Origin of the sequence: Streptomyces sp. NPDC020681, from assembly GCF_044334895.1 — a bacterium.
Lineage (GTDB): Bacteria > Actinomycetota > Actinomycetes > Streptomycetales > Streptomycetaceae > Streptomyces.
Window position 1 is genome coordinate 174,919 of sequence record NZ_JBIRTX010000002.1, and the last position, 26,951, is coordinate 201,869.

The following is a 26,951-nucleotide window of genomic DNA, read 5'->3' on the forward strand; positions in this document are numbered from 1 at the left end:
CGGTGAGGGACGTGTTCGAGGTCGCGACGGGTGACGGTCCGCCGGTATCCGTGCCTGCCGAGCGGCGGGCCGCGGAGGTGCGGGCGGCGTACGAGGGCCTGCTCCAGATCCGCCGCGTCACCGGCTCGCGCGGCCCGGCCTCCTGGGAGCTCAACCAGATGGTGCGCGCGGTGGCGCTGGCACTGGAGGCGGCCGGTGTTCCACCGTCCGCAGTGGAGGCCTCGGGAACCCGAACGGTGACGGGTTTCCGCGTACGCCTCTCGGAATCGCCCGGCATGGTCCGCGTCGACTGGCTGGGCCCCACGGGCAGCGGCGCGGCGCAGGAGGAGGAGCGGCGGCTGTCGGAGTGCGCCTCGGCGCTGGAGACGGCGGGCTGGGAGGCGCTGCTGTACCGGGGCCCGCGGAAGCGGCGTTTCCTGGAGGTCGAGCCTCTTTCAGGCACCTAGGGCGGCCGAAGAGGAACGGAAGGTCTGCCGGTACGCCATCGGCGACACTCCCATCGCCGCCGACATCCGCAGCCGCAAGGACGCGGCCGTGCCGAAGCCCGCCTCACCCGCCACCCGGTCCACCGGCCAGTCCGTCGTCTCCAGCAACCTGCGTGCGTGCTCGACGCGTTGCTGGGTCAGCCACTGGCCGGGCGTCATGCCCACCTCGTCGCGGAACCGGCGGGAGAACGTGCGGACGCTCATCCGGGCGTGCGCCGCCAACTCCGCGAGCGTGAGCGGCCGTTGGAGCCGTTCGAGCGCCCACTCGCGCGTCGCGGATGTCGTCGCCGCTTCGGGCTCCGGCACCGGGCGTTCGATGAACTGCGCCTGTCCGCCCTCCCGCCAGGGCGGTACGACACACAGCCGCGCCACCTTGTTCGCGATCTCGCTGCCGTGGTCCCGGCGTACGAGATGCAGGCACAGGTCGACACCGGCCGCCACGCCCGCCGCCGTGAGGACGTCGCCGTCGTCCACGAACAGCACGCCCGCATCGACCTTGATCCGCGGGAACTTCCGCTGGAAGGCGGCGGCTTCGTTCCAGTGCGTGGTCGCCGGGCGGCCGTCGAGGAGACCGGCGGCGGCGAGTACGTACGACGCGGTGCAGATCGACACGGTGCGGGTGCCCGGCCGCAGCCGCGCGAGCGCGTCGGCGAGCGGTTCCGGCAGCCAGTCGCGCCGCTCGTCCGGGCCGCAGTCGAACGGCGGGATCACCAGGGTGTCCGCGCTCGCGATCACGTCGGCGGCGCGGTGCGCGACGGTGACGGAGAAGTCGGCGCTGGTACGAACGGGGCCGCCGTCGATGCTGCACGTGATGACCTCGTAGAGCCGCCGGCCGCCGGGCCCTTCCGCGGTGCCGAAGATCCGGACCGGGATGCTCATCTCGAAGGGATAGACGCCGTCGAGGGCGAGTACGACCACGCGGTGGAGAGAGTGCGCGAAGCTCATGGCCAGATCCTTGCACACCATGGCCATCAGGCCACTCGATGATCTTCTCCGTGTCGCGCAGGGTGGAGACGACACGGAGACACACCACGGCGAACTGCCGCCGCACAAAGGAGCATCACGCATGCGCGCCATCGGCCAGGACACCCTCGGCGGACCCGAGGTCCTGAAGATCGTCGAGATCGACCGCCCGCAGCCCGGCCCCTCGGAGGTCCTGGTCCGCGTCCACGCGGCGGGCGTCAACCCGACGGACTGGTGGCATCGCGCGAGCGGCGGCCTGCTGAACCCGGGACAGCCCATCCCGCTCGGCTGGGACGTGTCCGGCGTGGTCGAGGAGGTGGGACTCGGCGTGACGATGTACCGGCCTGGCGACGAGGTCTTCGGCATGCCGCGGCTGCCCGAACCGGCCGGTGCGTACGCCGAGTTCATGACCTCTCCGGCCCGCCATCTGGCCCGCAAGCCCGCCGGTCTCCCGCATGTCGAGGCCGCCGCGCTGCCGATCGCCGCCCTCACCGCCTGGCAGTCGCTGGTCGACACCGCGGACGTACGCCCCGGTCAGCGCGTCCTGGTCCACGCGGCGGCAGGCGGCGTCGGTCATCTCGCGGTCCAGATCGCCAAGGCCCGCGGCGGGTATGTGATCGGCACGGCGAGCGGGCCGAAGCACGCGTTCGTCCGCGGGCTCGGCGCGGACGAGGTCATCGACTACACCCGTACGGACTTCGTCACGGCGGCCCAGGACATCGACGTCGTCCTCGACACCATCGGCGGCGACTACGGCCCGCGCTCGCTCAAGACGCTGCGTCCCGGCGGCATCGTCGTCTCGCTCGCCTCACCGGCGGAGGCCCCGCTGGCGGCAATCGCCGAACGGCAGGGCCTGCGGGCCGGGTTCACCATCGTCGAGCCGGACAACGGCGGCCTGAAGGAGATCGCGGCGCTGATCGAGGCGGGAGAGCTGCGGGTCGAGGTCGAGACGGTGCTGCCGCTGGAACAGGCGTCGAAGGCACATGAGTTGGGCGAGTCGGGCCGGACGAAGGGCAAGATCGTCCTCTCGGTCGCCGCGTGAGGAAATGGCGAGGGCCCGCCACGCGCATGCGTGACGGGCCCTTCCCGTACTGGTCAGACCGTGTGCTCGTCCGCGACCGCCAGCGCCGCGTCCAGCGCCGCAAGGCCCTCCTTGGCCTCCGCCTCGCTCACATTGCACGGCGGCACCGCATGCGTGCGGTTCATGTTCACGAAGGGCCACAGGCCGTTCTGCTTGCACGCCGCCGCGAACGCGGCCATCGGCGCGGCCGCCGCGCCGCTCGCGTTGTACGGCACCAGCGGCTCGCGGGTCTCCTTGTCCCGGACCAGGTCCAGCGCCCAGAACACGCCCGTGCCACGCACCTCGCCCACGCTCGGGTGCCGTTCCGCCAGCTCCCGCAGGCCCGGCCCCAGCACCGTCTCGCCGATGTGCGCCGCCTGCTCGACGACCCGCTCCTCCTCCATGACCTGAATCGTCGCGACCGCGGCGGCGCAGGCGAGCGGGTGGCCGGAGTACGTCAGTCCGCCGGGGTACGGCCGGGTCTCGAAGGTCGCGGCGATCTCCGCGGAGATCGCGACGCCGCCGAGCGGTACGTACCCGGAGTTGACGCCCTTCGCGAAGGTCAGCAGGTCCGGCACCACGTCGAAGTGGTCGGCCGCGAACCACTTGCCCGTACGCCCGAAGCCCGCCATCACCTCGTCCAGGACGAACACGATGCCGTAGCGGTCGCAGATCTCGCGGACGCCCGCGAGATAGCCCGGCGGCGGCGTCATGATGCCCGCGGTGCCCGGGATCGTCTCCAGCACGATCGCGGCGATCGTCGCCGGCCCCTCGAAGGCGATGGTGTCCTCGAGGTGCGTCAGGGCCCGCGCGCACTCCTCCGCCTCGTTCGACGAGTAGAACGGCGAGCGGTAGAGGAACGGGCCCCAGAAGTGCACGACACCCGACGTGCCGTTGTCGGAGGGCCAGCGCCGCGGGTCGCCGGTCATGTTGATCGCCGTCGCCGTGCCGCCGTGGTACGAGCGGTACGCCGAGAGCACCTTCGGACGGCCGGTGTGCAGCCGGGCCATCCGTACGGCGTTCTCGACGGCCTCCGCGCCGCCGTTCGTGAAGAAGATCTTGTCCAGGTCGCCGGGCGTGCGCTCGGCGATGAGGCGTGCGGCCTCGGAGCGCGCCTCGACGGCGAACGCGGGCGCGAAGGTCGTCAGGCGTCCCGCCTGCTCCTGGATCGCGGCGACGACCTTCGGGTGCTGGTACCCGATGTTGGTGTAGACGAGGCCGCTGGTGAAGTCGAGGTAGCGGTTGCCGTCGTAGTCCCAGAAGTACGAACCCTCGGCGCCGGCGACGGCGAGCGGATCGATCAGGCCCTGCGCGGACCAGGAGTGGAAGACATGGGCGCGGTCGGCGGCCTTGACCTCGGCGCCGGTCTGGGGATGAGGGGTCATGCGGGCCAGCGTAAGGAGACGCAGGTGGGAGGCGACATGGCCATCCTGTATGGCCTCGGCCACGTTCTTGGGCAGTGTGTCGCGGCCGGCCCGCACCTGGACCCTGCGGCGCCATTGACAGCATCCTGTCGATATGACAGGCTGCTGTCATCAGCCAGGGAGCGCCACACCAGGAGGACACGATGAACAGCACCCGTACCGTCCACCTCGCGGTCTACGACACCTTCGCCGACTGGGAGACGGGCCACACCACCGCCCATCTCCGGCAGAACGGGTTCGACGTCCGCACCGTCGGTCCCACCACCGACCCTGTCACCACCATGGGCGGCGTCCGCATCCAGCCCGATCTCGCGCTCGCCGACCTCGACCAGGAGGACTCGGCACTGCTGATCCTCACCGGCGCGAACCTCTGGGACGCCGGCGACGATCTCGCGCCGTTCGCCGCCAAGGCGCGGACCTTCCTCGACGCGGGTGTGCCGGTCGCCGCCATCTGCGGAGCGACCGCCGGGATCGCCCGCGAGGGGCTGCTCGACGACCGCGACCACACCAGCGCGGTCTCGTTCTATCTGGCCGCCACCGGCTACAAGGGCGGCGAGCGCTACCGCGAGGCCGACGCCGTCACCGACGGCGATCTGATCACCGCGGGCCCGACCGAGCCGGTCGCCTTCGCGCGCGAGGTCTTCGCGAAGCTCGGCGTGTACGAGGGCGAGAAGCTGGACGCCTGGTACCGCCTCTTCCACGACTCGGACGCGTCCGCCTTCGAGATCCTGAACGCCGAGTCATGACGCGCACCGAACAGGACCTGCTCAGCCGCACGGCCCTGAGCGTCTTCCGGCTGAACGGCCAGTTCCTCGCCGTCTCCGAGGAGTTGGCCAAGCCCGCCGGCCTGACCGCCGCCTGGTGGCAGGTCCTCGGCGCCGTACTGCGCGAGCCGCTGCCCGTCGCCGGGATCGCCCGTGACATGGGCATCACCCGGCAGAGCGTGCAGCGGATCGCCGATCTGCTCGTCGAGCGGGGCCTGGCGGCGTACGAGCCCAATCCGGCACACCGCCGCGCCAAGCTGCTGCGCCCCACCGACGAGGGCCGGGCCGCCATCGAGCGCATCGTGCCCGGTCACGCGGACTTCGCGGCCCGCCTCGTCGAGGCTCTGGGCCACGACCAGTTCGCCGAGACCGTGCGGATCCTGGAGCAGCTCTCCAAGGCGCTGGACGCGATCAGCTCCGGCCGGGATGAAAGTCCGCACCCGTGACGTAGTCCATCGCCTTGGCGAAGACGGGGTCGGAGAGCCGGCGCTCCATCTCCTCCTCGCTCACGTCCTCGATGTGCGTCTGGATCCAGTACAGGTTCCCGAACGGATCCCGCACGCGCCCCACCCGGTCACCGAAGAACAGATGCGTCACCTCGGTCACCGACTGACCGCCCGCCTCCACCGCCATGCGGTGCACGGCCTCCGCGTCCTCCACGTACAGCCGCAGGAAGGCCGGGGTCGGCGGCCAGTCGGCGTCCGGCGCGTCGAAGAGCATGACGATCGCGTTCCCGATCCGTACCTCCGCATGGCCGATCCGGCCGTCCGGGCCGGTCATCCGGCCCAGTTCGACCGCCTCGAAGGCGGCCTTCAGGAACTCGATGACACCAGCCGTGTCCGAGCCGATGATCCACGGCGTGACGGAGGTGTAGCCCTCGGGAACCGGCTTGACGCCCATGACAGTCTCCTCGCGTACGAGTTGGTACGAGTTCGTCTTCGGTGGAACCGACCGTAGAGGGCGAATAGGCCAGAACTTGGCCTACATGGCCGTCGCTATCCTCGGTCCGTCCGCAGGAACATTTCGGGGGAGGGACGAGCGGCGATGGAGCAGCTTGCACCAGGGGACCCACGGCACATAGGCGAGTACCGCCTGCTGGCCCGGCTCGGCGCGGGCGGCATGGGCCAGGTCTATCTCGCACGCAACGACCGCGGCCGCACGGTCGCCGTCAAGCTGGTGCGCCATCAGCTCGCCGAGCAGGAGGAGTTCCGCAACCGCTTCCGCCAGGAGGTGCGCGCCGCGCTGCGGGTCGGCGGCCAGTGGACCGCGCCGGTACTCGACGCCGACACCGAGGCGCCGGTGCCCTGGGTCGCCACCGGCTACATCGCGGGCCCGGCGCTGCACAGCGTCGTCTCCGGCGACCACGGCCCGCTGCCCGAGCGCTCGGTCCGCATCCTCGCCTCCGGCCTCGCGCACGCGCTGCAGAACATCCACGCGGCCGATCTGATCCACCGTGACCTCAAGCCGTCGAACATCCTGATCACCATCGACGGCCCGCGCGTCATCGACTTCGGCATAGCCCGCGCGCTGGAGACGGTCACCGACGGCGGACTCACGCGCACCGGCGCGCTCGTCGGCTCACCGGGCTTCATGGCCCCCGAGCAGGTGCGCGGCGACCGGGTCACTGCGGCGTGCGACATCTTCTGCCTCGGCTCGGTCCTCGCGTACGCGTCGACCGGCCGCTACCCGTTCGGCTCGGCGGACAGCGGCGTGCACGCGCTGATGTTCCGCATCGCGCAGGAGGAGCCGGATCTGACGGACGTCCCGCAGGAGATGGCCCATCTCGTACGGGACTGTCTCCAGAAGGACCCCGACGAACGGCCGACGCTCACGCAGATCCTGGAGCGCACGGCGGTGGACCCTAGCGACGAGCCCTGGCTGCCGGGTGCGCTGATCGCCCAGCTCGGCCGCCATGCCGTCCAGCTGCTGGAGGTCGAACAGCCGGCCGCGCGCCCCGCCCCGCTCCAGGACCAGCCCCACACGGTGACGGCTCCCTCGCCGACCCCGCCTCCGGCGCTGATGCCACCACCGCCGCCGCCGTCGTACGGCTACCCGCAGCAGCCGTACCACCAGACCCCGCCGGCCCCGTACTCGATCGCGCCCTACCAGCCTCAGCCCGAGCCACAGAGCAGCAACCGCGGCACGATCGCACTGGTCGCGGTCGCGCTGCTGGTCGCGGTCGCCGCGGGCGGCTCGGTCTATGCCTTCATGGGCGGCGACGACGACAAGAAGTCCTCGTCGTCACCGTCGCCGTCGGTGACCGCGGACGGCACGCCGGGCCCCAAGTCCTCGTCTCCGACGACGCCGTCGGCTTCTCAGACGCCGTCGACCACGCCGTCACCGGATTCCGGCGGCGTCCCGGAGGCGTACGTCGGCACCTGGAAGTCCACGTTCGACACCGCCGACGGCACGAACACGCGCGTCATGACGATCACCCAGGGCACGACCGGCGACCAGGTCATGACGCTCTCCGGCATCGGCCCGAACTACGACTGCCGCTGGTCGGCCACGCTCCGCGCCTCGGGCCCACCGCTCGAACTCGGCCCGACCCAGGTCACGTTCGGCGACGCGACGAAGTGCTCGCCGGGTCAGTGGAGCCGGCTGGACATGCCGGACGGCTCGACGATCGTCCGCGAACTGGTGGGCTCGGGCGGCGCGCCGCTCACGTACACGAAGACGAGCTGAGGCTCAGCCGAGCAGCGCGGACACGGCGTTGCGCAGGAGCAGCGGGTGCACGAACCGGTCCGGGCCGGTCGGCGGAAACCGCCAGGACAGCGGCCAGGTGCGGCCGCGGAGGGCCGGGATCGGGACGAAGCTCACGTGTGACGGGCCCGAATTGAGGCGGGTGACTCCGCGCGGCCAGGGACGGTGGGACGTGCTGCCCGGCGGGACGAGGAAGTAGACGGACCGCCGTCCGTACGCCTCGATGACGACGGGGCCGGGATCGCCTGTCGTCATGCGCTCCATGAGGTCCGCGAGCCGGCGGCCGTCTTCGTCGTCGACGCGTACGGCGTCGAATTGCACGCCCGCCTTACGGAGTTGGAATCCGGAAGCCGGAATCCAATCGAGGTTTAGTTGGCGACTTTGCGTATCCACAAGGACAGTCTGGGTGAGCCTGGCTAGCGTTTTCCATGGCTGCGGTGAGGGCGTCGCGTAGGGGTTGACCTGCGCGGACTCCCTTGATCGTGGGTCGAATTCGGCGGGGACTGGTTGAGACCGGTTGAGTCCGGTTGAGTCGAAATGGTGATCGCTCATGGCACGTGCGGAAAACAAGGAAACGGCGGGTCCGGCGACGCGGCTGGTGGCCCGAGTAGCCCGGGACTGCCGCCTCCGGAGGCAGTGGACGCAGGACCAATTGGGCGCGGAAATCGGGTTCTCCGGGGCGGCGGTGAGCGCGATGGAGACGTGTGCGCAGCCCGCGAGCGACGAGATGCTGGTGGCGCTGGAGAGGGTGCTCGGGGAGGGGATGGGGGTCTTCGAGCAGGCGCGGGAGTTTGTGCGGCTGGACAAGCTGCCCGCGCAGTTCAAGGACTACGCCTTACTGGAGCAGCGGGTGCTGGCGCTGCACCTGTACGCCACGCTCGTGGTGCATGGCCTGTTCCAGACGGAGGCGTATGCGCGGGCGCTGATCGGTGGCGGGTATCCGCCGCTCTCGGAGCAACGGGTTGAAGAGTTGGTCGAGGTCAGGATGTCCCGCAAGGCGCTCTTCGACCGTGAGCCGGTGGCGCTGATCGAACTGGTGCTGGACGAGTCCGTACTGCGCCGCCCGATCGGCAGCGGGGAGATCATGCGCGAGCAACTGCAGCACCTCGCCGAGTGCGCGAAACGGCGCAATGTCACGCTTCAGGTGCTGCCCCTGGACTGTGGGCTGGCAGGCGAATGCGCGGGTGCTCACGGCGAGTTGAACCTGGTGGAAACGCCGGAGCACGACCACCTGATCTACCTGGAGCCACAGGACGAAAGCCTGCTGATCAAGGACCCAGGAAAGGTGAGTACATATGCCCAGCGATATGCGAAGATCCGGGCACAGGCCCTGGGTCCTCGTGAATCGCTGGGCCTCATCGAGCGGTTGGCAGGAGATCAGCAATGAGCACCCTTCGGTGGTTCAAGTCCAGCTACAGCAGCCCCAGCGGCGGCGACTGCATCGAAGTGGCCTTCGACTGGCACAAGTCCTCGTACAGCAGCGACGCTGGCGGCCAGTGCATCGAGGTCGCCCTCTGCCCGCACACCGTCCACGTACGCGACTCCAAGAACCCCGACGGCCCGACCTTCACCGTCGACTCCGCCGCCTGGACGGACTTCCTCGCCTGGGCCCACTGACGTACTCCGGAGGCGCCATGACGATCACTGACGTACCGGGTCCCGCAGGTCTCCCGTTACTTGGCTCGATGTTCGAGCTGAAGCGGGACTCTCTCGGCACCTTCCTCAACGCACATCGCGAGCACGGCGACATCGTCCGCATCACCGCCGGCCCGCCCGGACTGCGGACCGAGCTGTACGCGGTGTTCTCCGCAGACGGAGCTCAGCAGATCCTGGCGACGGAATCCGCCAACTTCCGCAAGGACAACGCCTTTTACCAAGAGGTCCGGGAGTCGTTCGGCAACGGTCTGCTGACCAGCCAGGACGACGACTACCTCCGGCAGCGGCGACTGGTGCAGCCGCTGTTCACACGCCGACGGGTCGACGGGTACGCCGAGGCCGTCACCGCCGAGACCGCGGCGATGCTGTCGACCTGGGCCGAGGCCCCGCACGCCACCGTCGACGTGGTCAACGAGACGACGCGGCTCACGCTGCGGGCCGTCGCCCGCATCCTGTTCGGTACGGACGTCGAGGCCGCCGTCGACGTCGTGGAGCGCTGCTTCCCGGTCATCGGGAGCTACGCGCTCAGCCGCGGCTTCTCCCCCGCCAACCTCCCGCGCAGCTGGCCGACACCGGCCAACCGGCGGGCCGCCGCCGCGACGCAGGAGCTGTACGCGGTGTGCGACCGGATCATTGAACAGCGGCGCGCGGAGGGCGAGTCGGCGAAGGGCGAGGATCTGCTGACGCTCCTCTCGCAGGCCGACAGCGCGGAGGACCGGAGCCTGGACGCGTCCGAGATACGGGACCAGGTACTGGTGTTCCTGCTGGCCGGGCACGAGACGACGGCGACCTCACTGGCGTTCGCGCTGCATCTGCTGGCCCGGCATCCGGAACAGCAGACGCGGGCGCGGGAGGAGGCCGTACGCGTACTGGCCGACCGGTCTCCGGAGGCCGCGGACCTCGATGCGCTGCCGTATCTGACGCAGGTGCTGAAAGAGGCGATGCGGCTCTATCCGGCGGGCCCGGTCATCGGCCGCCGCGCGGTCGCCGCGGCGGAGGTCGGCGGGCACACGATCCCGGCGGGCGCGGACGTGATCGTCGCGCCGTGGGTGACGCACCGGCATCCGGCGTACTGGGACGACCCGGAGCGCTTCGACCCGGAACGCTTCACACCGGAACGGGAGAAGGAACGCCCGCGGTATGCGTGGTTCCCGTTCGGCGGCGGCCCGCGGGCGTGCATCGGCCAGCACTTCTCGATGCTGGAGTCGGTGCTGGCGCTCGGGATGGTCCTGCGGGAGTACGAGCTGACGGCGGTGGACGTCGAGGTCCCGGTCGACACGGGAATCACGCTCAGGGCGGCGGGTCCGACGAGGTGCGTGGTGCGGCGGGTGGACGATCCTGCGTGACGCGGGGGCGCGGGGCCCGGGCGCGATCCGGGCCCCGCGCCGTTCGTTCAGCGCTGTTCGGGCAGCCTGATCGTCCGCACCAGTGGCATGTCCGCGTACAGCTCGGGTTCCACCGTCACCACGGGACGGCCATCCGGCCAGTCCAGGGTCGGGCGGGACAAATGGACTGCGTGACCGAGGCGCCACTCGACCCCGTCACGGATCAGAGCGCCGACCGCGCACACCCCTGAGAAGTCGAGTTCCACGATCTCGGCGGCCGGCAGCGCGCCTACATGCTCCGCGAGGCCCTTGCGCATGCCGTCGGCCGCCGTCAGGCAGAGCGCCGGAACGTACACGTGCCGGGTCGGGCCGTGCTCGGTGTTGGCCATGAACTGCGAGGCCAGCCGGTTTCCCGAGCCCAGGGCAAGGAGTGCGGTCTCGTCGTAGATCACCGCGGTGGATCCGCTCACAGGCTGTCCACGGGCCGACCGGCCTCAAGCTCCTGCCAGACCTTCTCGGCCCTGTCGTGGTCCTCGTCCGTGAGCGTCACGCCGAAGTGCGTCTCGCAGTAGGCCTTGGTCTCCTCGTATCGCTTCCGGAGCTCTTCCTTGGTCGGGGTGGCCTCAGCCAGCTCCGCGAGCAGATCGCGCATCGTCATTCCTCGCTCGCGAGCGAGCACCATGAGCCGGTCACGGACAGCGGGGTCAACCTTGACGGTGGTGTCAGCCATGACGGCAGTATACCTGCGGTATACCACGTCGGGCCGGTCTAACTGGTGGTCACAACGACCTTCTTCCGTTGGGGGGATGTGCCAACTGACTATGCCAGTACCGCGGTTCACTCACTGAGTGGATCGAGAGGGTTCACCCTCCAGGGTGAGCGCCACAGTCATACCCGCGCGTTCACGGCAGCGGGCGGTCGCGTGACACGCGACCGCCCCTTCACCGCGCAAGGCGGTTCGCCCGCCCCGGTGGTGGTGTCAGCAGTACAGGTTGGCGCCTGTCGGGACGCCGAGGATCTGGGTGAAGCGGGTGTAGTTGTTCACGCGGCTCTGTACCTGTGCCGGGTTCTTGCCGTCGCATTCGAGTGAGCCGTTGATGGAGCGGATGGTCTGGCCGAAGCCGGCCTGGTTGACCATGGCGTTGTGCGGGGTCATGGTGCCGGGGCCGTTTTGGGTGTTCCAGTACCAGAGGCCGGTCTTCCAGGCCACGGCCGCGTCCTGCTCGACTCGCCAGGGGTTGTTGAGCAGGTCGATGCCGAGGGCGTCGCCGGCGGCCTTGTAGTTGAAGTTCCAGCTGAGCTGGATGGGCCCGCGGCCGTAGTACGCGGCCTGACCGGCCGGGCAGCCGTAGGGCTGGCTCCAGTCGCAGTAGTGCGGGTAGTTCGCCGTGTTCTGCTCCACGACGTGGACCAGACCGCCCGTCTCGTGGCTGACGTTGGCGAGGAAGGCCGCGGCCTCCTGCTTCTTGACCGTGTCACTGCCGGTGTTCGCGAAGCCCGGGTACGCGCTCAGCGCCGCGGTCAGCCCGCTGTACGTGTAGAACGAATTCCGGCTCGGGAACATCTGGTTGAACTGCGACTCGCTCACCACAAAGCCGGACGGGTTCGGGTCTCCGCCGCCGCTGCAGGTGTGCGGGTTCCAGTACCAGGTGCTGATCGTCGGGTCGTAACCCGGGTTGTCGTGCTCGGCGATGTAGTACTTGCCGTCGGTGTACTTCACGATGTCGCCGGTCCGGTACTGCGTGCCCGCGGCCCAGTTCGGGTGGTTGCAGGTGCCGGGGCCAGGGGTCGAACCGCCGCTGCAGCCGCCTTGGTCGGCCCAGACGTCGGAGGAACCAGGGGTCTCGTTCTGGGTCCACCACTTCGCCGACCAGTTGTGGCCGTTGTACGAGGCCGTCATGCCGCCCGTATAGACGGACGAGGAGTTCCACGCGGTCGCGCAGTCGGCGGCCCGTGCGGTGCCGGGGATTAAGACGGCCAGCCCGATGGCCATCGCGAGTGCGGCGAGCAGAGTGGTCATACGTCTCAGGGTTGTTGCCCGTCTCAGCATGGTGCCCGTCCTTCCGTGGGGGTCGTAGCCCCCTCACGGAAGCGGGATTGGCCTAGACCTGTCAAGGTCTAGACCAAGTACCGTTACGCGATACCGCCACGGAGTGCCCGGCCGGTCCTTCACCGACCTCGTCAAGTGCTGAATAACCGGCGAACGTTGAGCGGCGGAAAGCCCCAACTCCGCGCCCCCGAAGGGAAACCCGCTTACCTTGGCCGCCGTGGAATGGGTCAGCGCCGAAAACATCGTGGCCGTGCTCACCGCCGTGCTCGGCATCCTGGCCTCCGTGGCCGTGCTCTGGTACGAGCGCCGGGTACCGCGGCGTAAACGCATCGGATACCGCGTCCAGTTGGACACTCCCATCGGCAGCGACGTCCGCGCCGGGCGGCCCAACTTCCGGCTCGGGCTGTTCAATGAGGCTCCGGAGATGTCCGACGCCACGCTCGTACTGCTGCGCGTCGAGAACGACGGCTCGCAGAGCATCGCGGGCGACGACTACACCGGACGTGAAGTCCACGGCCTGACCGCGGAGTTCGTCGGACGGACCGTACGAGGCATCGCCGTCACTCAGCCGCCGGGCGCCGAGCATCTGATGGACCACTTCACGCCGGCCGCCGGCATGCGGCACACCGGCAGCACCATCCACATCCCGCGCGTCCCGCTCAACACCGGCCATCACTTCAAACTCCTGGTGCTTCTCAGCGGCGGGCCGGTGGGCGGTGAGGTCAAGGTCACCGGCGGCATACGGGACGGCGAGGTGATGCCGAACCGTGCCATCACGCCGGACGACAAGCCTCCGCTGTTCAGCCGCGCGGCCCGCTGGATCACCGTGCTGCTGACCGTCTGTGTCGTCACGCTCTCCACGATCATCGTCGTACGGGACGACACCCGGCCGCCCATAGGGTGCGCCAGGGGCACGCTCACGCTGACCGGTTCGACGGCCTTCGCGCCGGTCGTGAAGGAGCTGGCGAAGAAGTACGAGAAGGACTGCGACGGCGCCACCGTCATCGTCGACGCACACGGCAGCACCGCGGGCATAAGAGAGCTCGCGAACGCCGGCGAGAACGCTGACGCGGACGACGGCAAGGGCTCACCCGCGCTGATCGCGTTCGCCGACGGACCCAAGCCCGGCGGCTTCCCGCTGCTGCGCGAGAACCGCATCGCCGTCTCCGTCTTCGCCCTTGTCGTCAACGACAAGGTGCCGGTGAAGAACCTGAAGACCGCGGACATACACCGGCTCTACCGCGGCGAGATCAACAACTGGAACCAGCTCGGCGGTCCCAACCTCCCGGTCCTGCTGATCAGCCGGGACGCCAACTCCGGCACGCGCGAGGTCTTCCAGCGCCAGGTGCTGCTGCGGAACGAGCCCGCGAACTCCTCGCGCGACTGCGAGCACAAGGACGACGGCGAGGCGAAGGTCGTCCGCTGCGAACTCGACAGCACGGAACAGGTGCTGAGCACGGTGGCACGGCTGCCCGGAGCGCTCGGCTACAGCGAACTGCGGGCAGGCTCGGGTCTGAAGGGCCTGCACCGCCTGAGCATCGACGGAGCGGCCCCGTCGGTCGACGACATCGGCGAGAGCACGTACCCGTACCGAGGCATCGAGTACGCGTACACGTACGGCCAACCGCCGCTGAACTCACTGGCGTCGAGCTTCCTCGGCTACATGCGGCAGGGCAGCGGCCAGGACGTGATGACGACGCACGGGCACTTGCCGTGCCAGACCCCGAAGGGCTTGAGGATCTGCGGCGAGGGCTGACTGAATGGAGCGCCTGTGGTCGTTCACTCGTTGTCGCCGGACGGCGGCATGCGGGGTGACGATCCGTGGCGAGGCGGTGGGCACTGCGTACAACCTGTCCGATCTGCTGGAGTACTTGCGCCGCGCGTAGCTGCCCGAGGTCGATACTGCGATCGATGATCCGGACCTGATCGAGTGGCGGGGTGGCGGCCCGGACGTATGGCCCGAGCCGACTGGCTGACCGTGCGGCGCTGCTTGTGCTGCTGGTGCGCTGGCAGGAGCGGCTAAAACCTGCCGCTCGGCTGGTCCTGGTGTATATGATCACGCCGCTCGTGTGCGCCTGGCTAGGGGAAACGAATCACCGCGCACCGTGGATCAGCGAACTGGGAGGGGTTACATGCGCATGCGACGTGTCGGTCGGGCACTCATGGTGGCTGCGGCAGCGATCGGAGCAACGGTGTTCGCCAGTGGGCCGGCTTCGGCCTACAACAACGTGAACTGGAACAGCCCGGTGAACACAAACAGCCTGTGGAAGTGCCATACCACCAAGAAACATGGGGAATACGATGTCTACTTCCAGCCCTGCCTCGTGTTCGACGGGCCTGGTAGCACTCATGCTTGGCCGGCCGTTATCGTGTCCAACCGGGACATTGGTCCGGTCTATATCCACGCCACGCTGAACGATAACTTCACCAAGGACGGGCGCGTCGGCTGCAACGGTTCTACCCTGAATTCGGGCCGCGAGGCGGTTTGCTTCGGACAATGGGGACGTATCGTGATTTGCGGCCGCACCACGGTCTACGCAGACCTTTGGGTGGAGTTCCTCCAGCAGCGCAGCACTTCCAAGCATCACGACTACTACCCAGCGGGCGTCTGCTGACCTGACTCACCGTCGCCCCGCCCCGGGTGGGGCGCCGGTGCCGGTCATCGGGAGGCACCGCCGTTCTCGTAGGCGTCGATCAGATGGCGTGCGCCCCTTCACCGTTGACCCGCGCTGGGCACCTCCCGGGACCAGAACTTCGCGTTGAGCGAGACAGGACAGGCGCTGAACGGCCTGTTCCACTCGCCCGACTGCACATGGGTCAATCCGCCCGCCCTCGACTGGATCGCCCACCACAAGCCCTACCAGTGGGAGATGGCGCGCCGCATCGGGCTCACCCTGCCGCGGACCCTGGTCACCAACCGGACAGAGATCGCCCGCCGGTTCATCCAGGAGACGGGCGTCGGCCGCACCGTCTTCAAGGCGTTCATCGCTTCCCCCGACGCCTGGCGGGAGACCCGGCTCGTCCGCACGGAGGACCTGGCATCCCTGGGCGCCGTGCGCTACGCCCCGGTGATCTTCCAGGAGTTCGTGCCGGGGGCCGATCTGCGGGTGACGGTCGTGGGCGACCGTGTCTTCGCTGCCGAGATCGACTCCTCGGAGACCAGCTACCCGGTGGACATGCGGATGGTCGTCCACGAAGCACCCGTACGGCCGGTGACCCTCCCTGCCGCCCTCACCGACTCGCTGCTGCGGTTCATGCGCAGCCTCGGCTTGGTGTACGGCGCCATTGATCTGCGCCGGCGCCCCGACGGGGAGTACGTGTTCTTCGAAGTCAACCCCGCCGGACAGTGGCTGTTCGTGGAGGAGCGGACGGGACTGCCCATCACCGAGGAAGTCGCCTCGCTCCTGTCGCGGCTCGACGGGCGGGAGCCGGAGTCGGCGGCGGTGCGTTCCCTGACGGGCCGGGCGGCATGACCCGTACCGTCGCGGGTTACGTGACCCTGCCACCGGACACACCAACAGGCCCGGCCGCCCGAATTCTTGTGGAGGTCCGCGACGTGTCCCGGGCCGACGCACCCTCGAAAGTGGTGGGGGAGCAGGTCCAGTGGGACGTCCCGTTGGCTCCGGGCGGCCGTGTCGCCTTCAGCGTGGAGGTGCCCGATCTCGACCCCACCGCCTCCTACGGGCTCCGCGTCCACGTCGACGTCACCGGGACGGGAAAGGTGGGAGCGGGGGACCTGCTCAGTACGCAGGCCACCCCGGTCGCGGCGGGGTCAACGGAGGGATTGATCGCCCCCGTGACGGTCGTGTGACATGGCCTGTGAGGGCGCGGTGGCTTCCGTCGTGCGGCGAGGGCGAGTTGCCCGTACGGTGGCTGAGGGGCATTGAGGGACATTCGGCCCACTGGTTGCCGAATTCAACTGCACCGGCATTCCCGTCACGTCAGACGTATGCCGCTGTGCGCGCTCGCACCCGACTCCGAGGGGCTTGAGGAGACACCATGGCCACGTACACCAAGCCTGTCCTTACCACGCAGAGCTTCGCCGAGCTCGTCGACCGGCTGAAGCAGGACGAGAAAGAGCGCCAGAGGGCGATTGAGATCGTGCAGACCCGCGGTCTCCTGGCGTTCGCGGAGGAGTTCTTCCAGCTCAATGAGAAGCAGCGGCAGCGGCTTCTCGGGGTGGCGTCGGACCCGGCGGACGAATTCCGCTGGAAGGCAATCCTGAGCCAGGGCCTCACCGACGGAACACCCATGGCCGTCCAACCTTCGACCCTTGAAATCGACTGCAGCATCGACGTCGTTGTCGATTCCAACGGCACTGTCGAAGTCGACATCAGTTGCGAGATCTAGTCGACCAGCCGTCGAGTCCAGGATCAGCAATCCATAGCCAGAGAGCGGAGGGAACACCGTGACAACCAAAGCCGAAGCACGTAGCCCTGAGGTCGCGACCGAGGACATCCAGCGCCTGACCCGCCTGTCGGAGGAAATCCGCAGCCGACTCGCCGAAATCGCGCTGATCACGGCTCGTGCAGCAGGAGCCGAGCCCCTCAAGGGCCCTGTCCACAAGTACGTTTCCCGCGACGGAGCCAGGAAGCCCGGTGTCCGTGCGGACGCCGGGTCCGGCGACTGGGTGGAGATCATTGACGTGGACGGGTTCGAAGCCTGTTACGGCGTCATCGGTGGAAAGGCTTTCGCAGAGAGCCCGTGCGGCGCGGCCTTGATGTAGCGCAGGCCCGCACCCACGGAGCAAGCGGCACTGAACACCCGCGCGGCGTGCCCGGGCCTACCCGGGAGTGGTGAAGCGGGCCCGCCATAGGTCGCGGAGCAACGCGATCTCGGCCATGTGGTGGATGAGTTCGAGGTTGGCCCCCGACAGCACGGCGATGAATGGCTCGTCGGGGTCGGAGCCGTACGGGTACTGCGAGAAGCCGACCGTGTCGAGCTGCTCGTCGGTGATGGCGGCGACGCTGTCGCGCCAGCGGTCGATCAGCGCCCAGAACCGCTCGAGCCCCGGGTTTGGTGTGCAGCTCGGTGTGCTGCACGTAGACGGTCCCGCTGTATTGGTTGACCGTGTGGTCCGGCAGGGCGGAGGCTCCGTCGCGAAAGGCTCGCCCGATCAGCCGGGCGGCAGCGCCGACCGCGATGAACACCTCAGGCTGCGTTCAGCCCTCGGCCGGCATGACCCGGGTCACCTTGCCCTTGGGGTCGGCGTCCAGGTAGCCGGAGTCGTACTCGTCGCCGATGTAGACGCCGATACCCGCCGGAGTGTCGAACACGTCGTTGGGCTGCCGGATCACGAGGTAGCGCGTGGTCGGCTTCTTCACGTTCAGTTCCTTCTCCGCCTTGGTCAGCAAGGCGGGCAGGACGTCCCAGTCGAAGGCGTCCATGCTGACCGGGAGATCGCCTCCCGACAGCGTGCCCTTCATCGAGTCCTGCGTGACGCCCTGGCCGACCCGGTAGCTGTAGCTGTCGTACTTCGTCCTGCTGCCCTTGACCATCACTTCGGCGGAGATGTACTCCGGGTACACGACGAAGCGGCCCACCTGGTCGGTGCCTGTCTCCGCCTTCAGTTCCTTGATGGCCGCGCGGATGCCGTCCGGTGTCAGCAGGTCTCCCTTGGCCACCGTCTTCGACGGCGTGGGAGTCGGTGTCGGGGTCGGAGCCGACGTCTGCGAGCCGGTGGACGAGGAGCCAGTCGGTGAGTTCGACGCCGCGTCGCCGCCCTTCTTACCGCCGTCCGGCAGCAGGGTCCACACCAGGACGCCGGTCAGCACCATCCCGAGCACGGCCGCCGCAATCGCGGCCTTGCGCCGAGCCGGGCCGGGAGACGGCGTCTGCCGCGTAGGGCCCGCCGGGTACGGCGTCGGGTACGGCGTCGACGTGTAGGGCGTCGCAGGGCCGAACCCGGCCGGAACGGGCGGCGCGGTCGCCGGTGCCTGCGGCGGTGTCAGCGGGTACGACGTGGTCCCGGCAGGACCGCTCGGCGCGGTCGACCTGCCCTGAGCCGCCTGCGCGAGCATCCGGTCGACGGTCTCCGGGTCCGGCCGCGCGGCCGGGTCCTTCACGAGTACGGCGGCCAGCACACCGGCCAGCGCACCGGCATGGCGAGGAGGCGGAAGCTCCTCCCTGAGGACGGCGGCCAAGGTCGCCAGCGTCGTCCCCCGGCGCAGCGGATGGTGCCCCTCGACCGCGACGTACAGCATCATCGCCAGCGACCACAGGTCCGAACCCGGGCCGCCGTCTTCGCCGGAGATGCGCTCGGGCGCCATGTAGTCGGGCGTGCCGATGAGCGAACCGGTCGCGGTCAGCGCGGTCGACTCACGGATCGCCGCGATGCCGAAGTCGGTGAGGACGGGCCGCCCGTCGGGCCGCATCAGGACGTTGGCGGGCTTCACGTCGCGGTGCTGGATGCCGACGTCGTGCGCGGCCCGCAGCGCGGCCAGCACGTCGCGCCCGATCCTGGCAGCCTCGTCGGGCGCCATCGGCCCCTTCTCCAGGCGGTCCTGGAGCGATCCGCCGGTCACCAGCTCCATGACGAGCCACGGGTAGGTGTGCTCGCCGCCGTCCACCACGTGGTGGATGGTCACCACGTTGGGATGCTCGACGCGGGCGAGCGCCTGCGCCTCCCGCAGCACTCTGGCCCGCAGCATCGCCGCGGCCTGCGGGTCGTACTCGGCGAGCCCGGGATCGGGCGGCCGCACCTCCTTGAGAGCCACGGCCCGGTCCAGCACCAGATCGCGCGCTCGCCACACCATGCCCATACCGCCGCCACCGAGCCGCGCCTCCAGCTCGAAGCGCCCGTCGATGACCCGTCTGCCGGATTCCCCGTCGCTCATGGGCGGGAGCCTACGAGGCGCCGCTGACACGGCCCAGCGCAGGTACCTCCCTGGGTTCCCGGCCCGCGCGTCCTACGCTGGCGCGCGTGGATCGCACCGAGGAGCTCGCCGAAGGCGCCGGGCCGTTCACCACCAAGCTGACCTGGCGCAATGCCGACGGCGGGATCGCGGTCTGGGAGTCGCGCGCGGTCCGCAAGCTGGGCGCGCTCACCGTGCGGGCCGAGGAGGACGCCGAGGCCGTCCGGCATCCGGCGGACCGGGAGTCCCTGCGGCGGCTGGCGAGGCTCAACACCGTCGCCGCCGTGGCGTTCACGACCGGCGGCACGCTGTTCGCGCTCGGCGCCGCGTTCGCTCTCACGTCGAGCAGTCCGACGGCAGGCGTGTCGATCTACTTCGCGGGAGGGCTGTTCTTCAACACCGGCGGCTACGCCTCCCTGCTCCAGGCCATCAACGCGCCTCGCCGGCGCGGCGGTTCCGACACGCTGGAGCCCGTCCCGTGGCGGTGGTGGAGCTACGAACCGATGCGGATCGACTGGGTCGGCACGTTCCTGCTGTTCGCCGGGACGCTCGTGTTCGGCGTCAACCTGCTCGACTCGTTCCTTCAGGGGCTGACCTCCCAGCAGACGAACCGGCTGGTCTGGGCGCCCGACGTCGTCGGCTGCGTGCTCTTCCTGATCTCCGGTCAGCTGGCCCTGGCAGAGGTGAACCACGGACGGGTACGCCTGCGCGTGCACGACCTCGGCTGGTGGATCGTGGCCGTCAACCAGCTGGGGTCCGTGCTCTTCATGGTCTCGGCACTGGCGGACTTCACCGTGCCGGGAACAGGCAATCCGGTGAGCGCCGAAGTGGGCAGCTGGGGGACCCTCACGGGCGCGGTGTGCTTTGCCGTCGGCGGCGTACTACAGGCCTTCGAGCACCCCTGAGCGGGCGCGGCACCCGATAAAAGGCCGCCGCGCCCACAACGTGGGTCAGTCCAGGAACGAGTTGATCTCGATCGTCTCCGTACGGCCCGGGCCGACGCCGATCGCCGAGATCGGCGCTCCCGACATCTCCTCCAGCGTCTTCACATAGTCCTGCGCGTTCTTCGGCAGGTCCGCGAAGGTCTTCGCCTTGGTGATGTCCTCCGACCAGCCCGGCAGCATCTCGTAGACCGGCTTCGCGTGGTGGAAGTCGGTCTGCGAGTACGGCAGCTCCTCGACCCGCCTGCCGTCGATCTCGTACGCGACGCAGACCGGGATCTGCTCCCAGCCGGTCAGCACGTCCAGCTTGGTGAGGAAGAAGTCCGTCAGGCCGTTGACCCGGGTCGCGTACCGCGCGATGACCGCGTCGAACCAGCCGCAGCGGCGGTCGCGGCCGGTGGTCACGCCACGCTCGCCGCCGATGCGGCGCAGCGCCTCGCCGTCCTCGTCGAACAGCTCCGTGGGGAACGGGCCGGCGCCGACGCGCGTCGTGTACGCCTTGAGAATGCCGATGACCCGGCTGATCTTCGTCGGGCCGACGCCCGCGCCGGTGCAGGCGCCGCCGGCGGTCGGGTTCGACGACGTCACGAACGGATAGGTGCCGTGGTCGACGTCGAGGAGCGTGCCCTGGCCGCCCTCGAAGAGGACGACCTTGCCCTCGTCGATCGCGTTGTTCAGGATCAGCGTGGTGTCGGCGACGAACGGCTTGATCTGCTCCGCGTACTGGAGCATCTCCTCGACGATCTTGCCGGCCTCGATGGCGCGGCGGTTGTAGACCTTGGCGAGCAGCTGGTTCTTGGACTCCAGCGCCGCCTCGACCTTCTGCTCCAGGATCGACTCGTCGTAGAGGTCCTGGACGCGGATGCCGACGCGGTTGATCTTGTCGGCGTAGGTCGGCCCGATGCCGCGGCCGGTGGTGCCGATCTTCCGCTTGCCGAGGAACCGTTCCGTCACCTTGTCGAGGGTGACGTTGTACGGGGTGATCAAGTGGGCGTTTCCGCTGATCAGCAGCTTGGACGTGTCCACACCCCGCTCGTTGAGCCCGCTCAGCTCGGAGAGCAGGACGGCCGGGTCGACCACCACGCCGTTGCCGATGACCGGGATACATCCCGGCGAGAGGATTCCGGAAGGGAGGAGGTGGAGCGCATACTTCTGGTCGCCGACGACGACCGTGTGGCCGGCGTTGTTGCCGCCCTGATAGCGCACCACATAATCCACGGATCCACCGAGGAGGTCGGTGGCCTTTCCCTTGCCCTCGTCACCCCACTGAGCACCGAGCAGCACAAGTGCGGGCACAGGCGTACACCCCTTCCGGGCGGGGCATGTCCAAGGTCAGGGGGCGTCTGCCGTGCCTGAGTCTGCGGACCGGGTGCCCCGGAATAGACGAAGCCCCTGGCGCAATAGCGCAAGGGGCTCTTGCACAAAGATGCTACCCGAGGAAGGACCGAGGTGTCGGCTCACGACCAGCTGCTGGTGGTCATCGACCCGGTCGCCCGCCGAAGTGACGGCGAGTCCGTGCGGATCGCGAAAGATGTGCTGTGCGGCGGGTCGGAGGCGAAAATCTGTCTTCCGGAGGGACCCGAGGAATTTGCCCGGGCGCTGGCCCGCAGGGGCTCGCGGCGGCCGGTTGTGGTCGGCGACGACCGGGCGCTGCTGCGTGCGGTGATGCTGCTGCACCGGGACCGGTGGCTCGGGGACGGCGCGCTGGGGCTGGTGCCGGTGGGGCCGTCGGTGGACCTCGCGCACTCGCTCGGCGTGCCGCGCGGCGCGGTCGCGGCGGCGCGGGCGGTGCTGGACGGGGTCGTACGCCGACTCGATCTGCTGGAGGACGAGAGCGACGGAGTGGTGCTGGGAGATCTGTCGATCCCGGCGACTCCGCTGCCGGCGAACGGCCACGCGGGCACGTCGGTGTGGGACACCTGCCGCTCGCTGGTCCGCACGCTGGTCCGCCCGGTCCCGCCTGCGGTGATCCGTACGCACCGGCTGCGGGTGGAGGCGGACGGAGTGCTGCTCGCCGACCTGGACCGGGTGGTGGAGGGCGTGACGGTCCGGGCGGACGGGGGCCGCGCGGAGGTCACGGTCCATCCGGGCGCCTCGGCGAGCCCGCTGACGGCCAAGGCCCTCACGGTCACGGTCTCGGGCCCGGACTTCCGCTACCGCGCGGACACACAGATCACGGGCCCGGTCCACACGAGGACCTGGACGCTGCGGCCGGGTGCGTGGGGCCTGACGTTGCCGGCCACGGGAGGGGTGGCCTCGGGCGGCTAGCAAGGCGGCGGCCCGGCCACCGGCCCGGGGGTCAGCCGGGGCCGAAGAGCTTTTCGCGGTGGGTCGTCCAGCGGACCATCATCGCGGCCAGTTCACCCTGGATGAACTCGAAGAACGCGACCGTCTCCGCCAGCCGCCGGCCCGCCGGAGTCTCCGGTCCGAGGGTCACGACGCCCTCGCGCAGAGCGTCGCCCCAGCGCTTGATGATCGCGTCGCGATTGGTCAGCGCCTCGTACCACTGGTTGCTGTGCACGCGATAGCGCTCCCGGCGCGAACCGGGCTCGCGCTCGCGCGAGACCATGTGCTGCTGGGACAGGTAACGCACGGCGCCGGAGACCGCGGCCGGGCTGACCTGGAGCTGTTCGCCGAGTTCGGCGGAGGTCAGCGCTCCGGAGTCGGAGGCGAGCAGGGCCGCGAACACCCGCGCGGGCATGCGCGTCATACCGGCTTCGACGAGCTGCGCGGCAAAGCGCTCCACGAACCGCGAGACCGCCTCGTCGTCCCTCGCCGCGCCGCCGCTCGCCTTCTCGGCCATCTCCGTCATCCCCTGATCATCTCCCCTGCTCACGGCCTCCGGGTCGACTTTATACGCTTCCTTAACTTCACAAGTTTCTGAAAGAAGCGTACGTTCTGAACCATGACGAAGGCAATCACCGTCGCCGGACTGCACAAGTCGTTCGGCCGGACACACGCCCTGGACGGCCTCGACCTCGCCGTCGAGACCGGTGAAGTACACGGCTTCCTCGGCCCCAACGGCGCCGGGAAGTCCACCACCATCCGGGTCCTCCTCGGACTGCTGCGCGCCGACTCCGGCGCCGCACAACTCCTCGGCCGTGACCCGTGGAACGACGCGGTCGAGCTGCACCGCCGTATCGCCTACGTGCCCGGCGACGTCACTCTGTGGCGCAACCTCTCCGGAGGCGAGGTCATCGATCTGTACGGGCGGCTCCATGATGGGGGCCGCGCGAAGCGCGTCAGGCAGGGTGGTGGTGGGCGACGGGCGGGAGGCCTGGACAAGGCCCGGCGCGCGGATCTCGTCGAGCGCTTCGAGCTCGACCCGACGAAGAAGGGGCGCACCTACTCCAAGGGCAACCGCCAGAAGGTCGCCCTGGTCGCCGCCTTCGCCTCCGACGTCGATCTGCTGATCCTCGACGAGCCCACCTCCGGACTCGACCCGCTGATGGAAGAGGTCTTCCAGAGCTGCGTCGATCAGGAGCGCGACCGCGGCCGCACCGTCCTGCTCTCCAGCCATGTGCTCAGCGAGGTCGAGGCGCTGTGCGACCGGGTGAGCATCATTCGCAAGGGCCGGACCGTGGAGACCGGTTCGCTCGCGGACCTGCGGCATCTGACCCGTACGAGCGTCACCGCCGAGCTCGCCGGGACGCCGAACGGCCTCGCGCACCTGCCCGGCGTGTACGACGTCGAGGTGCAGGGCAGGCGCGTCAGGCTCCAGGTCGACACGGACAAGCTGGACGCGGTGCTGCGGTCGCTCACCGAGTCCGGCGTGCGGTCGCTGACCAGCACGCCGCCCACTCTGGAGGAGCTGTTCCTCCGGCACTACGCACCCGACGAGGCGATGTCCCGATGACCGCCGTCGCCACGACCGCGGCGTACGCACCGCGGACCGGCGGCTCCCGTCCGCTGGCCGGCACCGGCGCGCTGCTCAGGCTCGCGCTGCGCCGCGACCGGGTCATGATGCCGATCTGGGTTCTGGTCGTCGGCGGCACGATCGCCGCGGCCCCGAACTCCCTCAAGACCCTGTACGAAACCGCGGCGGACCGCTCCGAGCTCGCCCGGTCGATGTCCTCCAACGGCTCGCTGCGCGCCCTGTACGGGCCGGTGTTCAGCGACTCCATCGGCGGCATCACGGCCTGGCGGTACGTCACCTTCGGCGCGCTGCTGGCCGCGATCATGAGCCTGATCATCGTGATCCGGCACACCCGCGAGGAGGAGGAGACCGGCCGCCAGGAACTGCTGTCCGCGGCCATGGTGGGCCGCAGGGCCCCGCTGACCGCGGCGCTGCTCGCGGCGTTCGTCGCCAACGCCGGGCTCGCCCTGGTCATCGCTGCCGGACTCGGCGGCGAGGGCGGCAGTGGCGCGCTCGCGCTCGGCCTCGTCATCGGCGGCGTCGGCATGCTCTTCGCCACCATGGCGGGCATCGTCGCCCAGCTCACCGAGAGCGCCCGGCTCGCCAAGGGACTGACGGGCGGGGTGCTCGGCCTCGCGTTCGTACTGCGTGCGGCGGGCGACGCCGGCGCCAACGACGGCTCCTCCGTGCTGACCTGGATCTCGCCGGTCGGCTGGGCCGAGAACATGCGGTCCTTCGCCGACGAACGCTGGTGGGTGCTGCTGCTGTTCGCCACAGCGATCGTCGCCCAGGGCGCCGTCGCCTTCACGCTCGCCGGACGGCGCGACATCGGCATGAGCTTCCTGCCGACCCGGCCCGGCCCGGCGGCGGGCAGGCTGGCAACGGCCGGAGGGCTCGCCTGGCGGCTCCAGCGCGGCAGCGTGCTGGGCTGGGGCATCGGCTTCTTCGCCTCCGGCGTGATGTTCGGCGGCATGGCGGAGGCCGCGACCGACCTCGTCGGCGACAGCGAGAACACCCGCGAGATCTTCGAGCGCATGGGCGGACAGTCCGGCCTCACCCAGGCCTTCCTGGCGGCGATGGTCGGCATGCTCGGCATGGTCGCGGCGCTGTACATCGTCCAGGCGGTGCTCCGGCTCAACAGCGAGGAGACCAGCCAGCGCGCCGAACCGATCCTGGCCAACGCGGTCGGCCGGATCCGCTGGGCGGCCGGCCACCTGGTCATCGCCTTCGGCGGCGCGGCCGTGCTGATGCTGCTCGGCGGCCTCGGCCTCACCATCGGCTACGGCAAGGAACTCGGCCCCATCCTCGGCGGCTCGCTGGTCCAGCTGGCGGCGGTCTGGGTGATCGGCGGTCTGGCGGTGCTGCTGCACGGCGCCTTCCCAAAGGCCGCGGTGGCGGCGTGGGCGGTCGCGGGCATCTCGCTCGGACTCGGCTGGATCGGTCCGGCGCTGGACCTGCCGCAGTCGGTGATGAACCTGTCGCCGTTCGAGCACCTGCCGTCGCTGCCGGGCACCCAGATGCAGTGGGGGCCGGTGCTGCTGCTGACGGCAGTGGCGGGGGTGCTGGTGGCGGCGGGTCTTGCGGGCCTGCGCAGGCGGGACCTCCAGACCTGACCGGAGCGGGTCTCAGAGCTCGACGATGAGCTCCTGGAGCCCGCGGATCACGAAGTTCGGCTTGCGCTCCGGCTCCTCGGCGAGCCGGAGCGTCGGCGCGCGGTCCAGCAACGCGCCCAGGGACGCGGCCAGTTCGATCCGCGCGAGTGGTGCGCCGATGCAGTAGTGGATGCCCGCGCTGAAGGAGATGTGCGGGTTGTCCTGCCGGGACAGGTCGAGCGTGTCCGGGCGGTCGAAGACGTCGGGGTCGCGGTTGGCGGAGCCGAAGAGGAGGGCCACCTCGGAGCCGCGGGGGACGTTTGTCCCGTCGATCTCGATGTCGTCGAGGACCCAGCGTTCGAAGAGCTGGAGCGGGGTGTCGTACCGCATCAGCTCCTCCACAGCTGTGGACAGCATCGAGCGGTCGGCGCGCAGGGCGGCGAGCTGCCCGGGGTGGCGGAAGAGCGCGTACCAGCCGTTCACGGTGGCGTTGACGGTCGCCTCGTGCCCGGCGTTCAGCAGCAGCACACAGGTGGAGATCATCTCCTGCTCGGAGAGCCGCTCGCCTTCGTCGTACGCGGCGATCAGACCCGAGATCAGGTCGTCGCCGGGTTCCTTGCGGCGGGCGGCGATCAACTCGCGCAGATACGCGGAGAATTCGACCGACGCGGTGACTGCCTTCGCCGCGGTCTCCTCCGGAGGGTTCAGCTCGTACATCCCGCAGATGTCCGCGGACCAGGGCCGCAGCTGGGCACGGTCGGACTCGGGAATCCCGAGCATCTCGGCGATCACGGCGACGGGCAGCGGCTCGGCGACGGTGCTCAGCAGATCACCGCCGCCGTCCGCGACCAGCCGGCCCACAAGCTCGCCGGCCAGCCCGTGGACGTACGGCCGCAGCCTGTCGACGGTGCGCGGAGTGAACGCCTTCGACACGAGCCGCCGGATACGGGGGTGGTCCGGCGGCTCCATGTCCAGCATCCCGTGGTCATTGAGCACATGAAACGGCTCGTGCGCGGGAGGCGGGGCGGTGCGTCCGAACTCCTCGTGCGTGAACCGATGCAGATAGGTCCGTCCCAGCCGACGGTCCCGCAGGAGCGCGGAGACATCCACGTGGTGCGGGACCAGCCACTGGCGGGTGGGCTCGAACCAGTGGACCCGGCCGCGGGCACGGAGCTCGGCGTACGCGGGGTACGGGTCGGCGAGGAAGCCGGGTGACCAGGGGTCGAACGTCTCTGCCATAGCTGGACGCTACCTGCAGGAGCGCTCTCGCCCCACCCC

29 protein-coding genes and 1 pseudogene are annotated in these 26,951 nt (G+C 69.7%); 18 read left to right on the plus strand and 12 right to left on the minus strand.

Annotation, left to right across the window (positions count from 1 at the left end; genetic code table 11):
* Positions 1 to 11 precede the first annotated feature (11 nt).
* Entirely contained in the window at positions 12 to 446 is a 435-nt protein-coding gene (locus ACH4YL_RS04290; RefSeq protein ID WP_398504684.1) for a hypothetical protein, read from the plus strand.
* Here the strand turns inward: ACH4YL_RS04290 and ACH4YL_RS04295 are convergent.
* Positions 435 to 1,430 (minus strand): GlxA family transcriptional regulator, encoded by a 996-nt coding sequence (locus tag ACH4YL_RS04295; RefSeq protein WP_398504686.1) that lies wholly within the window; start codon positions 1,428 to 1,430, stop codon positions 435 to 437. The two genes, ACH4YL_RS04290 and ACH4YL_RS04295, sit on opposite strands and share 12 nt — an antisense overlap.
* Before the next feature lie 121 nt (positions 1,431 to 1,551).
* Between ACH4YL_RS04295 and ACH4YL_RS04300 the strand changes: the two genes are divergently transcribed.
* Entirely contained in the window at positions 1,552 to 2,490 is a 939-nt protein-coding gene (locus ACH4YL_RS04300) for an NADP-dependent oxidoreductase (protein WP_398504688.1), read from the plus strand.
* A 53-nt stretch (positions 2,491 to 2,543) separates the two neighbouring features.
* Here the strand turns inward: ACH4YL_RS04300 and ACH4YL_RS04305 are convergent, their stop codons facing one another.
* Positions 2,544 to 3,893, minus strand: a complete 1,350-nt coding sequence (locus ACH4YL_RS04305) for an aspartate aminotransferase family protein (protein WP_398504690.1) — start codon at positions 3,891 to 3,893, stop codon at positions 2,544 to 2,546.
* A gap of 182 nt (positions 3,894 to 4,075) precedes the next feature.
* Here ACH4YL_RS04305 and ACH4YL_RS04310 point away from each other — a divergent pair, with 182 nt between their 5' ends.
* Both ACH4YL_RS04310 and ACH4YL_RS04315 read left to right on the plus strand, forming a co-directional pair.
* Positions 4,076 to 4,678, plus strand: coding sequence for a type 1 glutamine amidotransferase family protein (locus ACH4YL_RS04310; protein ID WP_398504692.1), 603 nt, complete (start codon positions 4,076 to 4,078; stop codon positions 4,676 to 4,678).
* Entirely contained in the window at positions 4,675 to 5,142 is a 468-nt protein-coding gene (locus ACH4YL_RS04315) for a MarR family winged helix-turn-helix transcriptional regulator (protein ID WP_398504694.1), read from the plus strand. Before ACH4YL_RS04310 ends, ACH4YL_RS04315 begins: the two co-directional genes overlap by 4 nt.
* Here ACH4YL_RS04315 and ACH4YL_RS04320 read toward each other — a convergent pair.
* Positions 5,108 to 5,596, minus strand: coding sequence for a VOC family protein (locus ACH4YL_RS04320; RefSeq protein ID WP_398504696.1), 489 nt, complete (start codon positions 5,594 to 5,596; stop codon positions 5,108 to 5,110). The two genes, ACH4YL_RS04315 and ACH4YL_RS04320, sit on opposite strands and share 35 nt — an antisense overlap.
* 144 nt (positions 5,597 to 5,740) lie before the next feature.
* On the opposite strand from ACH4YL_RS04320, the gene ACH4YL_RS04325 reads away from it, so the two are divergent.
* Positions 5,741 to 7,381, plus strand: coding sequence for a serine/threonine-protein kinase (locus ACH4YL_RS04325; protein WP_398504698.1), 1,641 nt, complete (start codon positions 5,741 to 5,743; stop codon positions 7,379 to 7,381).
* A 3-nt stretch (positions 7,382 to 7,384) separates the two neighbouring features.
* On the opposite strand, the gene ACH4YL_RS04330 is transcribed toward ACH4YL_RS04325, so the two are convergent.
* Complete coding sequence (locus tag ACH4YL_RS04330) at positions 7,385 to 7,720, minus strand: hypothetical protein (RefSeq protein ID WP_398504700.1); 336 nt, start codon at positions 7,718 to 7,720, stop codon at positions 7,385 to 7,387.
* Positions 7,721 to 7,949: 229 nt separating this feature from the next.
* Here ACH4YL_RS04330 and ACH4YL_RS04335 point away from each other — a divergent pair, with 229 nt between their 5' ends.
* Genes ACH4YL_RS04335 through ACH4YL_RS04345 form a run of 3 tightly spaced genes read left to right on the plus strand, consistent with a single transcriptional unit; the run spans position 7,950 to position 10,401 of the window.
* Complete coding sequence (locus ACH4YL_RS04335; RefSeq protein WP_398504701.1) at positions 7,950 to 8,786, plus strand: Scr1 family TA system antitoxin-like transcriptional regulator; 837 nt, start codon at positions 7,950 to 7,952, stop codon at positions 8,784 to 8,786.
* The gene (locus ACH4YL_RS04340) at positions 8,783 to 9,016 is read left to right on the plus strand and encodes a DUF397 domain-containing protein (protein ID WP_398504703.1); all 234 of its coding nucleotides are present in this window, start codon (positions 8,783 to 8,785) and stop codon (positions 9,014 to 9,016) included. The genes ACH4YL_RS04335 and ACH4YL_RS04340 overlap by 4 nt, the downstream gene beginning before the upstream one ends.
* A gap of 17 nt (positions 9,017 to 9,033) precedes the next feature.
* Positions 9,034 to 10,401, plus strand: coding sequence for a cytochrome P450 (locus tag ACH4YL_RS04345; RefSeq protein WP_398504705.1), 1,368 nt, complete (start codon positions 9,034 to 9,036; stop codon positions 10,399 to 10,401).
* Positions 10,402 to 10,448: 47 nt separating this feature from the next.
* Here the strand turns inward: ACH4YL_RS04345 and ACH4YL_RS04350 are convergent, their stop codons facing one another.
* The 3 genes from ACH4YL_RS04350 to ACH4YL_RS04360 all read right to left on the minus strand — a co-directional run bounded on the left by ACH4YL_RS04350 (position 10,449) and on the right by ACH4YL_RS04360 (position 12,400).
* Positions 10,449 to 10,850, minus strand: coding sequence for a hypothetical protein (locus tag ACH4YL_RS04350; protein WP_398504707.1), 402 nt, complete (start codon positions 10,848 to 10,850; stop codon positions 10,449 to 10,451).
* A complete protein-coding gene (locus ACH4YL_RS04355) occupies positions 10,847 to 11,110 on the minus strand; it encodes a hypothetical protein (RefSeq protein WP_398504708.1) in 264 nt (87 codons plus the stop codon). Before ACH4YL_RS04355 ends, ACH4YL_RS04350 begins: the two co-directional genes overlap by 4 nt.
* Before the next feature lie 249 nt (positions 11,111 to 11,359).
* Positions 11,360 to 12,400 carry a glycoside hydrolase family 19 protein gene (locus ACH4YL_RS04360; protein WP_398504710.1) on the minus strand — a complete coding sequence of 347 codons (1,041 nt, stop codon included), beginning with the start codon at positions 12,398 to 12,400 and terminating at the stop codon, positions 11,360 to 11,362.
* Between the two features lie 247 nt (positions 12,401 to 12,647).
* Here ACH4YL_RS04360 and ACH4YL_RS04365 point away from each other — a divergent pair, with 247 nt between their 5' ends.
* The 6 genes from ACH4YL_RS04365 (at position 12,648) to ACH4YL_RS04390 (ending at position 17,156) form a co-directional block, all read left to right on the plus strand.
* On the plus strand, positions 12,648 to 14,186 hold the full coding sequence (locus ACH4YL_RS04365; protein ID WP_398504712.1) for a substrate-binding domain-containing protein: 1,539 nt from the start codon (positions 12,648 to 12,650) through the stop codon (positions 14,184 to 14,186).
* 376 nt (positions 14,187 to 14,562) lie between these two features.
* Complete coding sequence (locus ACH4YL_RS04370) at positions 14,563 to 15,045, plus strand: hypothetical protein (RefSeq protein ID WP_398504714.1); 483 nt, start codon at positions 14,563 to 14,565, stop codon at positions 15,043 to 15,045.
* 144 nt (positions 15,046 to 15,189) lie between these two features.
* A complete protein-coding gene (locus ACH4YL_RS04375; RefSeq protein ID WP_398504716.1) occupies positions 15,190 to 15,903 on the plus strand; it encodes a hypothetical protein in 714 nt (237 codons plus the stop codon).
* Positions 15,900 to 16,241: a YbaY family lipoprotein gene (locus ACH4YL_RS04380; RefSeq protein ID WP_398504717.1), complete on the plus strand. Its 342-nt coding sequence runs from the start codon at positions 15,900 to 15,902 to the stop codon at positions 16,239 to 16,241. Before ACH4YL_RS04375 ends, ACH4YL_RS04380 begins: the two co-directional genes overlap by 4 nt.
* 188 nt (positions 16,242 to 16,429) lie before the next feature.
* The gene (locus ACH4YL_RS04385; protein ID WP_398504719.1) at positions 16,430 to 16,780 is read left to right on the plus strand and encodes a hypothetical protein; all 351 of its coding nucleotides are present in this window, start codon (positions 16,430 to 16,432) and stop codon (positions 16,778 to 16,780) included.
* Positions 16,781 to 16,838: 58 nt separating this feature from the next.
* Positions 16,839 to 17,156: a hypothetical protein gene (locus ACH4YL_RS04390; protein WP_398504721.1), complete on the plus strand. Its 318-nt coding sequence runs from the start codon at positions 16,839 to 16,841 to the stop codon at positions 17,154 to 17,156.
* Positions 17,157 to 17,213: 57 nt separating this feature from the next.
* On the opposite strand, the pseudogene ACH4YL_RS04395 reads toward ACH4YL_RS04390, so the two are convergent.
* A pseudogene (locus ACH4YL_RS04395) lies at positions 17,214 to 17,438 on the minus strand (DinB family protein); the annotation flags it as partial.
* Between the two features lie 154 nt (positions 17,439 to 17,592).
* Positions 17,593 to 19,266, minus strand: coding sequence for a serine/threonine-protein kinase (locus ACH4YL_RS04400; RefSeq protein WP_398504723.1), 1,674 nt, complete (start codon positions 19,264 to 19,266; stop codon positions 17,593 to 17,595).
* 86 nt (positions 19,267 to 19,352) lie between these two features.
* Between ACH4YL_RS04400 and ACH4YL_RS04405 the strand changes: the two genes are divergently transcribed.
* Complete coding sequence (locus ACH4YL_RS04405) at positions 19,353 to 20,189, plus strand: hypothetical protein (protein ID WP_398504725.1); 837 nt, start codon at positions 19,353 to 19,355, stop codon at positions 20,187 to 20,189.
* Positions 20,190 to 20,234: 45 nt separating this feature from the next.
* Here the strand turns inward: ACH4YL_RS04405 and ACH4YL_RS04410 are convergent, their stop codons facing one another.
* Positions 20,235 to 21,521: an adenylosuccinate synthase gene (locus tag ACH4YL_RS04410; RefSeq protein ID WP_398504726.1), complete on the minus strand. Its 1,287-nt coding sequence runs from the start codon at positions 21,519 to 21,521 to the stop codon at positions 20,235 to 20,237.
* Between the two features lie 153 nt (positions 21,522 to 21,674).
* On the opposite strand from ACH4YL_RS04410, the gene ACH4YL_RS04415 reads away from it, so the two are divergent.
* Positions 21,675 to 22,493, plus strand: a complete 819-nt coding sequence (locus ACH4YL_RS04415) for a diacylglycerol kinase (RefSeq protein WP_398504728.1) — start codon at positions 21,675 to 21,677, stop codon at positions 22,491 to 22,493.
* Between the two features lie 31 nt (positions 22,494 to 22,524).
* On the opposite strand, the gene ACH4YL_RS04420 is transcribed toward ACH4YL_RS04415, so the two are convergent.
* Positions 22,525 to 23,037: a GbsR/MarR family transcriptional regulator gene (locus tag ACH4YL_RS04420; protein ID WP_398504730.1), complete on the minus strand. Its 513-nt coding sequence runs from the start codon at positions 23,035 to 23,037 to the stop codon at positions 22,525 to 22,527.
* Between the two features lie 93 nt (positions 23,038 to 23,130).
* Between ACH4YL_RS04420 and ACH4YL_RS04425 the strand changes: the two genes are divergently transcribed.
* Entirely contained in the window at positions 23,131 to 24,081 is a 951-nt protein-coding gene (locus ACH4YL_RS04425; RefSeq protein ID WP_398504732.1) for an ATP-binding cassette domain-containing protein, read from the plus strand.
* Positions 24,078 to 25,694: an ABC transporter permease gene (locus tag ACH4YL_RS04430; protein WP_398504734.1), complete on the plus strand. Its 1,617-nt coding sequence runs from the start codon at positions 24,078 to 24,080 to the stop codon at positions 25,692 to 25,694. The genes ACH4YL_RS04425 and ACH4YL_RS04430 overlap by 4 nt, the downstream gene beginning before the upstream one ends.
* Before the next feature lie 12 nt (positions 25,695 to 25,706).
* Here the strand turns inward: ACH4YL_RS04430 and ACH4YL_RS04435 are convergent, their stop codons facing one another.
* Positions 25,707 to 26,912, minus strand: coding sequence for a cytochrome P450 (locus tag ACH4YL_RS04435; protein WP_398504736.1), 1,206 nt, complete (start codon positions 26,910 to 26,912; stop codon positions 25,707 to 25,709).
* Between the last annotated feature and the right edge of the window lie 39 nt (positions 26,913 to 26,951).